General features: G+C 61.2%; 12 protein-coding genes. 8 read left to right on the plus strand and 4 right to left on the minus strand.

Annotated features, from left to right (window positions below):
• Positions 1–45 precede the first annotated feature (45 nt).
• The 7 genes from BAD_RS00635 (at position 46) to BAD_RS00660 (ending at position 6,728) form a co-directional block, all read left to right on the plus strand.
• Positions 46–804 (plus strand): type 1 glutamine amidotransferase, encoded by a 759-nt coding sequence (locus tag BAD_RS00635; protein ID WP_011742662.1) that lies wholly within the window; start codon positions 46–48, stop codon positions 802–804.
• Positions 805–952: 148 nt separating this feature from the next.
• Positions 953–1,192 carry a phasin family protein gene (locus BAD_RS00640; RefSeq protein ID WP_041777208.1) on the plus strand — a complete coding sequence of 80 codons (240 nt, stop codon included), beginning with the start codon at positions 953–955 and terminating at the stop codon, positions 1,190–1,192.
• 139 nt (positions 1,193–1,331) lie between these two features.
• Positions 1,332–3,212, plus strand: a complete 1,881-nt coding sequence (locus tag BAD_RS00645; RefSeq protein WP_041777209.1) for an ABC1 kinase family protein — start codon at positions 1,332–1,334, stop codon at positions 3,210–3,212.
• Between the two features lie 258 nt (positions 3,213–3,470).
• Entirely contained in the window at positions 3,471–4,136 is a 666-nt protein-coding gene (locus BAD_RS00650) for a hypothetical protein (RefSeq protein WP_041777210.1), read from the plus strand.
• A complete protein-coding gene (locus BAD_RS08755) occupies positions 4,090–4,230 on the plus strand; it encodes an LPXTG cell wall anchor domain-containing protein (RefSeq protein ID WP_167524178.1) in 141 nt (46 codons plus the stop codon). Before BAD_RS00650 ends, BAD_RS08755 begins: the two co-directional genes overlap by 47 nt.
• 39 nt (positions 4,231–4,269) lie before the next feature.
• Positions 4,270–5,154 (plus strand): class C sortase, encoded by an 885-nt coding sequence (locus BAD_RS00655; RefSeq protein WP_011742666.1) that lies wholly within the window; start codon positions 4,270–4,272, stop codon positions 5,152–5,154.
• Positions 5,155–5,663: 509 nt separating this feature from the next.
• Positions 5,664–6,728 carry a glycerophosphodiester phosphodiesterase family protein gene (locus BAD_RS00660; RefSeq protein WP_407918980.1) on the plus strand — a complete coding sequence of 355 codons (1,065 nt, stop codon included), beginning with the start codon at positions 5,664–5,666 and terminating at the stop codon, positions 6,726–6,728.
• A gap of 160 nt (positions 6,729–6,888) precedes the next feature.
• Here the strand turns inward: BAD_RS00660 and upp are convergent, their stop codons facing one another.
• A complete protein-coding gene (upp, locus tag BAD_RS00665; RefSeq protein ID WP_003807463.1) occupies positions 6,889–7,530 on the minus strand; it encodes a uracil phosphoribosyltransferase in 642 nt (213 codons plus the stop codon).
• Between the two features lie 18 nt (positions 7,531–7,548).
• On the opposite strand from upp, the gene BAD_RS08985 reads away from it, so the two are divergent.
• The gene (locus BAD_RS08985) at positions 7,549–7,821 is read left to right on the plus strand and encodes a hypothetical protein (protein WP_143245373.1); all 273 of its coding nucleotides are present in this window, start codon (positions 7,549–7,551) and stop codon (positions 7,819–7,821) included.
• A 63-nt stretch (positions 7,822–7,884) separates the two neighbouring features.
• Here the strand turns inward: BAD_RS08985 and BAD_RS00670 are convergent, their stop codons facing one another.
• The 3 genes from BAD_RS00670 to BAD_RS00680 form a co-directional block, all read right to left on the minus strand.
• Positions 7,885–8,661 (minus strand): hypothetical protein, encoded by a 777-nt coding sequence (locus tag BAD_RS00670; protein WP_011742668.1) that lies wholly within the window; start codon positions 8,659–8,661, stop codon positions 7,885–7,887.
• Between the two features lies 1 nt (position 8,662).
• On the minus strand, positions 8,663–9,751 hold the full coding sequence (locus BAD_RS00675; RefSeq protein WP_011742669.1) for an NUDIX hydrolase: 1,089 nt from the start codon (positions 9,749–9,751) through the stop codon (positions 8,663–8,665).
• Positions 9,752–9,858: 107 nt separating this feature from the next.
• On the minus strand, positions 9,859–12,093 hold the full coding sequence (locus BAD_RS00680; protein WP_011742670.1) for an RNA degradosome polyphosphate kinase: 2,235 nt from the start codon (positions 12,091–12,093) through the stop codon (positions 9,859–9,861).
• Positions 12,094–12,405: the final 312 nt, after the last annotated feature.

Here is a 12,405-nt window from a genome sequence, read left to right on the forward strand (position 1 = left end):
GCGCAATCGCAAAGCAAAACAGCGGAAGGAAGACGAGGAGACGATATGAGCCAGGTCATCGACATCGTGTCGCTGTATCCGAAGGATATGAACATCTACGGCGATTCCGGCAACGTGCTCACCATCCAGCGCCGGCTCGCGCTGTACGGCTACGAGCCGCGCGTACACGCCTACAACCAGGGCTGCGACTGGCCCGAGCACGTGGACATGATTCTGGGTGGCGGCGGCCAGGACACCGGCCAGAAGAAGATCATCGACGACTTCTTCCAACGCGCCGACCTGCTGCGTTCGCTCGCGGCGGACGGCGTGCCGATGCTGATGATCTGCGGCCTGTACCAGCTGTTCGGCGAGTATTTCGAAACGGTCGACGGCTCCCGACTCGACGGCATCGGCGTGATCGGCGCGTACACGGTCGGCCAGGAAACACGCATGATCGGCAATCTTACGGAAACCTCCGCCGATTTCGGCAAGATCATCGGCTACGAAAACCATTCCGGACAGACGTTCCTGCGTGACGGCGTGCAGCCGCTCGGCACCGTCGAACAGGACGGCACCGGCAACAACGGCGAGGACCATACGGAAGGCGCGCGCGTCCACAACGTGATCGGCACGTACATGCACGGCTCGCTGCTGCCGAAGAATCCCGCGATCGCCGATTTCCTGATCCGCACCGCCGTCGAACGCCGTTACGGCACGTTCGATCCGGCCGCCGCCGGACAGACGGACGCGCAACGGGCCGCCCTGCATCGCATCGACGAAATCGCCGACCGTGCTCGTCGCGTGGCCATGTCCCGTCCGCGCTGACGGCTGCCATGCCGGTTCGCCGGCAATCGCACCGCCTGCGCTGAACGCCGGATATCCGCCACTTTTTATGCGATTGACCGGTTTCGCTCGGCGCAGATGTGAAGAAAATGCGATAGAGTGGTACCACCATCACCTAAAGGAGGACATCATGGCTGATTTTAATTTTGGTGACGGCCTGCGCAAGGTCTTTCTCGCCGGCGTCGGTGCCTTGGCGACCACTGTTGAGAAGAGCCAGGAAATCGTTGACGATCTCGTCAAGAAGGGCGAGCTGACCGTCGAGCAGGGCAAGGTCCTCAACGCCGAACTCAAGCACAAGGTCGAAGAGGCTAAGGAAGCCCCTGAGGCCAAGGATGCAGCCCCGGCCGAAACCGAAGACAAGGCCGAGTAGCTCCAGTCTTTCGTATCGCCGTCTGCCGCGCATGTGAGCGCCCGGACGGCGATTTGCTATGCCCGCGCGACGCCGGCGAAACGTTCGTCTGGCATCGCGGGCTTTCCAGCCGATTTCCCAACTGTTTGCGAGCAGTGACATGTCTTTGAAACACCCATCCGACAAGCCGGACGCGGCACGCCCCGAAAGCGTGGAGCCCGTCACGCTGTCCGACAGGGTCAACGCGGTCATCGACCCCACGGCCGACCCTTCGCCGGACGCCGCCTCCCAAGCAAACGGACTGACGGATGAGCTTGCCCACGAATCCGCGGACGATGCCGGCGAAACGGACGATACCGGCAAAGCGGCCGGTGCCAACGCGCAATCGTCCGAAACCATCGGCATCTTCGGAGCGCGCAAAGACACGTTCTCCGCGCGCTACCATCTGACCCGCCGCGGCAAACTCCGGCGTCTTGCGCAAATCGCGCAGATCGCCAACAAATTCGACGTGGTTCACGGACTCACGCCCGTCAAAATGCGTCTCATGCTCGAAGCGCTCGGCCCCACGTTCGTCAAGGTCGGACAGATCCTGTCCATGCGCTCCGAAATCCTGCCGCAATCGTTCTGCGACGAACTGTCCAAACTGCGCGCCGGCGCCGACCCCATGCCATACAGCACGGTGCTGCAGGTGCTTGAGGACGAATACGGCCGGCCCGTGGACGAGATCTTCGACCATATCGACCCCACCCCGCTCGGCTCGGCCAGCCTTGCGCAGGTGCATCGTGCGAAACTGCTCACCGGCGAGGACGTGGCCATCAAAGTGCAACGTCCGGGCGTGCGCGAAACCATGGCGCAGGACGTGTCCATCATGCGCACCATCGCGGGAATCGCCACCAAAACCATGCGCAGCGCGCAGGTGGTGGACCTGTCCGGCGTGGTCGAGGAACTGTGGGACACCTTCGAATCGGAAACCGACTTCCTCATCGAAACGCGCAATCTGGCGGAATTCAAACGATTCTGCGAACGCTACAAATACATGGACTGCCCGAAGCCGTACCCGGAACTATGCACCGAACACGTGGTGGTCATGGACTACGTGGAAGGCATCTCCGTCTCCCATCCGGACGAGCTGCTTGCAGCCGGCTACGACCTGAAGGAAATCGGCACCAAACTCGTGGACAACTACGCCACGCAGGTACTCGACGAAGGCTTCTTCCACGCGGACCCGCACCCCGGCAACATCATGGTGCGCGGTGGGCAGATCGTGCTGCTCGACCTGGGCATGACTGGCCGGCTCAACGCCAAAACCCGTTCCGTGCTGAAGGACATGATCTTCGCCGTGGCCGAGCAGGATTCCCCCAAGCTTGCCGACGGTCTGCTGCGTTTCGCCGGAGCTGAGGCCGATCCGGAGGATTATCCGGCATTGCTGGCCGATCTGGACGTGATCGTCAAGGAATTCGGCACAGTGGACCTGGCCGAACTGGACATCGCCGCCATGCTGACGGCCCTGACGCAGATGGCGCAACGCCACGGCATCGAAGTGCCGAGCACCGTCACCACGGTCGGCCGCGCGCTGGTCACGTTGGAGGGATTGCTTGACGAATTCATTCCCGACGTGAACATGATCCAGATCATCTCCGACCACATCGCGTCGAGCACGTCGAAGAAGGATTTCGCCAAGGACGAGACGAAATCGCTGGCTCTCGAAAGCCATCAGGCGCTGCACAGTCTGCTTGCCGCCGCCAACGAGCTGAAAGTGGCGTCCCGCATGCTCACGCGCGGCCAGCTGCGCGTCAATATGGAGATGGTCGGTTCGCAGGAGCCGATCCACCTGCTCGCCAACATGGTGAACAGGCTTACGATGGCGCTTATCGTGGTCGGCCTGTTCATCGGCTCGTCGATTGTGTATTACGCGGGCATCAAGCCGGTGATTTTCGGCATTCCGATTGTCGGTTTCCTCGGCTATGTGATCGCGTTCATCCTGTCCGTCTGGATTGTGTTCGACATCTACTTCAAGGGACGCGATTCGAAGAAGCGGTAGCCGGGCGTCTTGCGTTGCGGGTGGCTTGTGTTGCGGCGCGCTCGCATTCGTGTTGGTGATTGCGTTCATATCTGCGTTTGCGATTGCATTTGCGTTCCCGGATTATTCGATAGGACACGGCTTTTTGCTGAATAATCAGACAGGTTGTCAATGATTTCACTCCCCCTAATATGGACCCATTGACGGGGTACTGTTTTGGTGGCATAATGCTCAATGTCGACGATGACATCACCACCCGGTTCCCATGGAGGAGAGGACATGCAGGCCGGGAAATCCCAGCGAAGCGTGCTCGCGCTCGTGATCACCTGTGCCCTGATTCTTGGATTTGGTATCCCCCTTATTCCCCTTGTCGGAGTGGATTCCGCCGAAGGGACGGAGGTTTCCGCCGCTTCCGACGTTGCCACCGTCTCCGCCGAAAACAGCCTGCAGAACGGCAGTTTCGAACAGCCGGACGCGTACCAGTACCGTGAAACCAGCGATGTTCCGTATTGGAAATCCACCACGACTTCAGGCAACATCGAAATCGGCAGTGTCTTCAAAAACGGCAACGGAGACAATGACTCCCTGCACATGCGCACCGGCGAGAAAGTGGCCGCGGCCGAAGGCAGCCAATTCGGCAAGCCGGCCACGTCGAACGGCAACGACCAGTACGCCGAACTGAACTCCAACCAGGCGAGCTCGCTGTACCAGGTGGTCAACACCGTGCCTGAATCGAAATACGATTGGGGCCTGTACCACCGCGGCAGGCAGGGCAAGGACGCCATGGCGCTGGTGGTCGGCCCGAAACAGAACGTGGCCCCCATGAAGACGTCCGCCACCAGCAACGACCAGCTGCCAGTCCAAAACCGTGAACGAGACCAAGGATTGGCAATACGACGTGACCATCCAGGACACCCGCACCTCCGCCCTGCCGACCACCGGTAGCGTTGGCACGGTGCTGTTCGCCGTGCTCGGCATCGCGCTGATGGCCGGAGCGGTGTGGCTGTACGCCCGTAGCAAGCGCCAGTCCGCCAAGTAAACGGCTGATAACGGAGAATCGCAAGGAAGGGTCCACGGTATGAATCGCAAGACGGTGCAAAGCATCGCCATCATCGCGATCTTCATAACGGGGGCCCTTCTGCTGTTCTATCCGCTTGTCGGCAACTGGTGGAACGAACGCCGCTACGACATGCTCGTATCCGGCTACACACAACGTGTGCAGGTCAATCCGTCCGGCGAGGACTACGCAGAATTCAAACGGATCGACGCGTACAACGCCACTGTGCCCGGCAAAGGCGTTCCCGACGCGTTCGCCGTCACCACGCCCGAAGAGGACGCCGAATACGCCAGCTTCCTCAACGAGGACCCCAACGGCGTGATGGCATACATCAACATCCCCCGACTCAAATCCACCTTGCCGATCTGCCACTACACCACACCGGAATCGCTGCAGAAAGGCGTCGGCCATCTACGTGGCTCCGCCCTGCCCGTCGGCGGCAAAAACACGCACGCCGTGCTCTCCGCACACCGCGGCCTGCCGACCTCACGCCTGTTCACCGACCTTGACAAGGTGAGGAAAGGCGACCACTTCTACATCACCGTGCTCAACCGCACGCTCGCCTACGAGGTCGATCGAATCAGCGTGGTCAAACCCGACCAAACGAAGGAACTCAGCGTCCAGCCCGGCAAGAACCTCGTCACGCTCGTCACCTGCACGCCGTACGGCGTGAACACGCAACGGCTGCTGGTGCGCGGCCATCGCGTGCCATACAACGCGGCGCAAGCCAAACACGAGGCTGCGGATTCCGCGGTCTCGTCATTCACCGTCTACGGTTTCGTCGCAACCTACGGCACGCTCGCCATCGCGCTTGCCGGCATCGCCGTGCTCCGCCGCAACGCAGCGGCCCGCACCTCGCATCACGCCGCCGATTGGCCGCATAGCCTCACCGTCTCAGTCCGCTAATAAAAGGCGATTAGCCAGTCTTACCGGCTCGGTAATCGCCCTTCCGTATTTTGTCCCGCGAAAGTCCGTTCCTGGTAACAAAATGCGAAAGGGAAACGATCGGCGATACCCCCTTTTGCTCACGACTTACGATTTTGCGTATCTTTGGCGGGATGTGCGTCAAAAAAGACGGAAAAACAGGCGATTTATACCCCCTACCATGCTTTGCCGCACCCTCTTTCGCTCACGACTGTGCCAAACCGGCCTAAATCGCAAGTCGTGAGCAACAGGGCGCAACCTGCCAGGCCCCACCACCGACTCGGCAATCGCCCTTCCATATTTTGTCCCGCGAAAGCCTTTCGAGGCCGACGTGGGTGCCGTTAGAGCGTGGGAATCGCCATATGCAACGACGAAACTGAATAATCGGTGAAATCGTGAGCGAAAACCGGCAAACTGGGCTACGCTCGTAACAAGTGGCTCATTGCGCGCGCAAATGCGGTGAGCAGGGTCAATCGCAAGGGAGGATGCCCATGTCAAAGTCGTTTCTCAAGAAAGCGCTGCTCGGTGGTGCGGTGGCGGCGGGAGCCGCGGTGTGGGCGATCGCCCCGCGTTCCTTCTCCGACAAGCGGCGCAACTATGTGCCGGCCGTTCCGGATGTGTGGTACGCGCACCGCGGTCTGCATGACGCCGGTTCCGGCCTGACCGCGCAATACGCCAACGAAAGCGGCGAATACGTGGCGCTCGCCCGCCGCATGGCCATGAAAGCCGGGTACGGCAGCCCTGATACACCCGGCGTGATTGCCCCTGAAAACTCGCTTGCCGCGTTCGCAGCCGCCTGTGAAGCCGGGTACGGTATCGAACTGGACCTGCAGATGACGCGCGATGGCGAGGTCGTGGTGGTGCATGACGGCGACCTGATGCGTGTTGCCGGAGATCCGCGCCGTATCGCCGATCTCACGTATGACGAGCTGACTCGTATTCCGCTGTTCCCGACCGACGCTCCGGGCGCATGCAAGGCCGCGCCGCTGCCGTTGGCATTGGAGGAACCGCCGCTGGTCACCACGCCGGACAACGCGCCGGAAGGCTACTATCAGCATGTGCCGCTATTCGCCGACGTGCTCAAAGTGGTGGCTGGTCGTGTGCCGCTGATTGTGGAATATAAGTTCGATGACAACTCCAAGTGGGATCCGCGCGACGTGGAGCTTATGGAGAAGGGCGACGCGTTGCTGCAGGCATACTCCGGCAAGTACGTAATCGAATCGTTCAACCCGGCCGCCGTGAACTGGTACAAGGAAAACCGTCCGGAAGTGTGCCGCGGCCAGCTGTCTTGGTGGCCGTACGGCGAGGACAAGCCCACCGATCCGGTGGCGCTCGGCAAGGAATACGCGGCCGGCGCGCTGTTGTCCGACTGGATTTCCCGTCCTGATTTCGTCGCCTACGATTGGAAGGGCGGCAACAGCCCGCAGGTGAAGCTGGCCCGATTCATGGGTGCGGTGCCGGTGTCGTGGACCGTGCGCAGCCGCGACGAATACGCGCAGTGCTGCGACCAGTTCGACCGCCACATCTTCGAAGCGTTCGTGCCCGACGAACAGTAGCCGACTGATAGTTGCCCGGCGAGCGACAGCAGCCGGGCGCTAGTCGACGGACTATGATCGACAGGCGACAGCCGGTTTTATATGGTTTCGGCCTGCCATCGCATGATTGGTGCGGTAGCAGGCCGAATTTTTATTCGATTGATTTATTCCGATTGGCAGCTCAGTCGATCACGCCGTACAGACGGTCGCCGGCGTCACCCAAGCCCGGCACGATGTAGCACTTGTCGTTGAGCTTCTCATCGACGGCGCACAGCACCAGCTTGAACTTGATGGACGGGTCGAGGTTTTCCTCAACGAACTTCAGACCTTCCGGAGCGCCCAGAATGCACACTGCGGTGATGTCCTTCGCACCGCGCTCGGCCAGATAGTGGGTGGCCGCAACGAGCGTGCCGCCGGTGGCGAGCATCGGGTCGATCAGGAAGCACTGACGGCCGGTGAGATCCTCCGGCAGACGGTTCGCGTACGTGATCTGCTGGGTCGGGTTCTCCTCGTCGCGCTTCATGCCGAGGAAACCGACTTCAGCGGACGGAATCATCTTGGTCATGCCGTCGAGCATGCCCAGACCTGCGCGCAGCACCGGCACGATAATCGGAGCCGGGGCGGCGATGTGCTTGCCGATCATCGGAGCCACCGGGGTTTCGATGGGCTTGTCCACGACTTCGATGTCGCGGGTGGCTTCGTAGGCCTCGAGCATCACGAGTTCGGAAACGAGCTCGCGGAACGTGGAGGACGGAGTGTTCTTGTCGCGAAGAACGGTGAGCTTGTGGTCCACCAGCGGGTGGTTCAAAACATGAATATCCATGGTTTCTAAGCGTAGTCCATGTATCGGCTGTTCGGCAACGCGCCGGTAGGTCGGTCAAATGAAACCCAGATGAGCGCCGATCGGATGGCAATCGAAAATCGCAAGAAAGCCAGAGAAAAATCAGGAAAACATCAAAAGAGGAGAAAAGCGCCGAACCACGAAAGCGCCTGTCGGCGCAAAGGCCGCTCGCAGCGGCAAAAAATGGAGCCCGGGGCTATGCATGGCCCGGCGCGAATTCCTATTGTACAGTCGCGCTCGACGCTTCGCAGCGCCGTGTCGCGTGGGGTATGAAACGGGGGAAAATTACGGAAAGCGGCGGTGGAAAGCAGTAGTGGAAAACGACAGTGGAACGGCCTATTCCAATCGTCCGCGCCGCCACAGATTCGCCCCGTGGCGGAAATCCTTGGCCGTGGCGAACAGGTTGCCGGCTGTGTGCATCAGTTTCGCAGCCTTCGCGCGCGCCCGCTTCTCAACGGCCGACGGGCGGCTGCCGGCCGCAGCAGACGTAGCGGAACCGTCGGAAACATCAGATGATCCAGCCTCGCTGGAACCGCTCAGCGAAGCCAGTTTGCGCGCTTCGATACGCAATCCCAACGCAACCACGTCGGTGAAGGCGGCGGCCCGCTCAAGTGCCACGGCGAAATCGCCTGTAAACGCGCCGGCCAAAATCGAATCGGCGGTACGTGCGATGTCGTTTTCCGTCGGTGCTTGGTCCACGCCGGCAATCGCGGAAGCGGTGGTGGCGACGGGCTCGCCGACGCGCCACAGTCGCGCGATCGATTCGCGGTTCTTCCGCATCCACGTACGCAGCAGATACAGTCGCCACAGAATGCCCGGCAGCGAGTCGGGGTCGGCATGGCTCCACAGTTCGGCGATCACGTCCACGCCTTCGCGGTCCACCAGCGTCAGCACGCGTTCCACCAGTTCGGCGTCCTGCGTGTGGTGCACGCGGTCAAGCAGCGCCGCGGCCGACGCATGGCACATTTCGTTGATTTCCGCCGGATCGGCGTCGCCGGCGATATTGTCGGCCATCATCTGGTCGAGCTGGCCGGGGCGTGCCGGACGCGGCGAACCGGTGTTCGTGAAACCGGCGGAACGGCTGGGAACGACTGAACCGGAACCGTAGTGCATGTTAGTAGACAATGGGGGAGACCTTCTGAATGTCGATGATGCTGGGGCCTTGCGGTGTGTCGATGATGAACAGCGACATGGCGGTGCCGGTAGGCATGTATGGCGATTTTGCGATGAGCTGCTTGGCAAGCTGCTTACGCGCACACAGGCCGCGCAAATGGTCGTACATGCCGCCGATGACCGGCCGGTGCATGCAGATGGCCGTGGTTTCGCGGCTGTTGAGCGTCTGCGTGATCTGCTCGCGGAACGCCAGCCATGAGACCGCCGGATGCTCGGCGAACGCGTCCTCCGTCAACGTGTTGATGTGTTCCATCGGCCGTTCGGTCTGCCAGCTCAGCACCTGCAACGTCTCCTGGCAGCGCAGCCACGGCGAGGTGGCCAGTCGCGTCGGGTTGAAACAGGCGAGCTCGCGGTTGAGGGCAAACGCCATCGCCGCGCCTTTCGGCGTGATTGGACGGTTCGCGTCGGTGCCCTTCCACGACTTGCGCGATTCAGCCTTCGCATGGCGTACGATCAGCAGATTCTGCGCGGTCGCGGCACCCTCCTGCACGCGGTCCACGAACACTGCCAACGTGTCCTTATCGGTCGAATGGGACAGTATTTTGCGCGCCTCACGTACGGAAACCCAGACGATATCGTTGATTTCGCCCACGTCCGCGCGGTGCACCGGGCCGAACGCGTCCAGCAGATGTTCGGCGTCGTCGGCGGAAATCGGCTGCGCCATCCAATACAACGTGTGCTTGGTGTCGGCCGTGCAATCGTGCGAATGCCGGGTCTTCTTGCCCTCTTCGGACAACGGGTATTCGACTTCGCACAGATACGGTCCGAGTTTGACCGGCGACCCCGTCTCTTCGCCGATTTCACGCACCGCCGCATGCCGATGCGTCTCGTTCTGCTCGAGTTTGCCTTTCGGCCAGCTCCAATCGTCATACTTCGGACGGTGCACGATACATACTTCAATGCTGTCGAGCTGTTCCTGCGCGGATTTGCTACTGGCGATCGCAGGATCGTTCGCGATATCGCTGCCCGCCTTCCATCGCCATACGATGCCGCCGGCGGCTTCCACGATGCGTCTCATCTTTTCGCTCATATTGTCCTATTCTAGGCTGGGCCGGGCTGGCGGCGGCGCGTGACGTCCGAACATACAGAAAATGGCCGGGCCCGCAAGGTGCGGAACCGGCCATTCGCCTCGATCGATCAGTGCCTTACCGGTCGACGCGTGTGTTTCTTGATGAGGTATTCCTGGCTGTCGACCAGCGGTCGACCTTCCTCATCCTTGCAATGGCGCACATAGGTGCCATCGGCCTGCATATGCCAAGACGCGGTGGAATCGGCCATCTGCAGATCGACGTACTTGATGAGCTCGTCGATCTGCTCCGGAGCCACGATGCGGACCAGCGCTTCGACTCGACGGTCGAGGTTGCGGTGCATCAGATCGGCGGAACCAATCCACACTTCCGGACCGGCCGCAGGGCCTTCGCCGATCTGCGGGCCATCGGAGTTGGCGAACGCGTAAATACGGCTGTGCTCAAGGAAACGGCCGAGGATCGAACGCACGCGGATGTTCTCGGAAAGTCCCGGAACGCCCGGCTTGAGCGCGCAGATGCCACGTTCGACGATGTCGATCTTCACGCCGGCCTGGCTTGCACGGTACAGCGCGTCGATGGTCTTTTCGTCAACGATGGAGTTGACCTTGATCTTGATCCACGCTTCCTTGCCGGCGCGTGCGGCGTCCTCCTCGCGGCGGATGCGCTGAATCAAGCCGGAACGCACGGTGCGCGGCGCCACCAGCAGACGGTGGAAGCTCGACTTCGGCGCGTAGCCGGACAGCTGGTTGAACAGGCGGGTCATATCCTGGCCGACCACCGGATCGCAGGTCAGCAGGCCCAGGTCGGTGTAGATACGTGCGGTCTTCGGATTGTAATTACCGGTGCCCACGTGGCAGTAACGACGCAGGCCGTCGGCTTCCTGACGCACCACAAGGCTCAGCTTGCAGTGGGTCTTCAGGCCGACGATGCCGTACACCACGTGCACGCCCGCGCGTTCCAGCTTGCGGGCCCACGCGATGTTGGCGTCCTCGTCGAAACGCGCCTTGATCTCGACCAGCGCCAGCACCTGCTTGCCGGCATGCGCGGCGTCGATCAGCGCGTCGATGATCGGCGAATTGCTGGACGTACGGTACAGCGTCTGCTTGATGGCCAGCACCTTCGGATCGGCCGCGGCCTGCGCCAGGAACGCCTGCACGGACGTCGAGAAGGAATCGTACGGGTGGTGCAGCAGGATGTCGCGCTCGCGGATGGCGGCGAAAATGTCCTGCGCACGGGACGATTCGACTTCGGCGATCTGACGATTGGTGGTCGGAATGAACGGACGGTACTTGAGATCCGGACGGTCGATGCCGCCGAGCTCGAACAGCACGGTCGCGTCAAGCGGCGCCGGCAGGCGGTAGACCTCGTCGGCGCTCACGCGCAGCTGGTCGGCGAGCAGCTGGGACAGGAACGGGCTGGTCTCGTCGGAGATCTCCAAACGGATCGGCGGTCCGAAACGACGGCGCAGCAGCTCCTTCTCCATGGCGTTGAGCAGGTTCTCGGCGTCATCCTCTTCCACGTCGATGTCCTCGTTACGGGTGACGCGGAAGGAGCGTGCCTCCTTGATGATCATGCCCGGGAACAGGGATTCCAGGTGGGCGATGATCAGGTTCTCCATGGTGATGAAGCCATAGCGCACGTTGGTGTTCTCGTCTTCGGTCAGGTCGTCGACCGGCACGAGACGGTTCAGGTTGTCAGGAACCTTCACGCGGGCGAAGTGCGACTTGCCGGATGCCGGATTCTCCACCAGCACGGCGAGGTTGAGGGAACCGCCGGAAATGTACGGGAACGGGTGGGCCGGATCCACGGCAAGCGGAGTCAGAACCGGGAACACCTGCTGGCGGTAGTAGCGCGACAGGCGCTCCTGCTCGGCCGCGGTGAGCTTGTCCCAGCTCAGCAGCACGATCTGTTCCTTCGCCAGGTCGGGGAGGATGTGGTCGATGATGTAGTGCGCGTGCTCGTCCTGCAGGCGGTGGGCCTGCTCGCTGATGGCGCGCAGCTGCTGCCTCGGGCTCAGTCCGGAAGCGGCCGTCACGGCGATGCCGGTGTCGATGCGGCGCTTCAGGCCGGCCACGCGGACCATGAAGAACTCGTCGAGGTTGTTCGCGAAGATCGCGGCGAAGCTCGCGCGTTCGATGACCGGCAGGTCCTCATCCTGTGCAAGCTCGAGGACGCGCTTGTTGAACTTCAACCAGCTCAGCTCACGGTCGAAGAAACGGTCATTCGGCAGCGGTTCCTCGCCTGCCTGAAGCTCGCGCTTATCGTTCTTATCGGTCTCAGCGATATGCTCAGCTATCTGGCTGCGCAGGATCGCCTTTGAGGGTGCGTCAAAAATCTGTGCCATAGTTATCTACTTTATCCTCAAGTGCTTGGAATGTCTTGCAAAACTCAGGAAAATTAAGCAGGAGTTAACATTCGTTCGCCGAGTTGGTGAAATATGCTTCCGACACGCCGTTTTTTCGGGGCAAATGAACGTGAATGAACAAGCAAGCGTTGCGATTCGCACAGCATGGAGCATTTTTGCGATTCTTGCGATCGGAAAGCAACAGTTGCGATAAATACGGAACATCGTCCCGTTTCGGTTTGCACTTGCCGCAATGGCGAGCATAATTACGAAGTACAAGAACAACTGAAGAGCAGAGCCCCACAAGGTGTG

It is taken from the genome of Bifidobacterium adolescentis ATCC 15703, assembly GCF_000010425.1.
GTDB lineage: Bacteria > Actinomycetota > Actinomycetes > Actinomycetales > Bifidobacteriaceae > Bifidobacterium > Bifidobacterium adolescentis.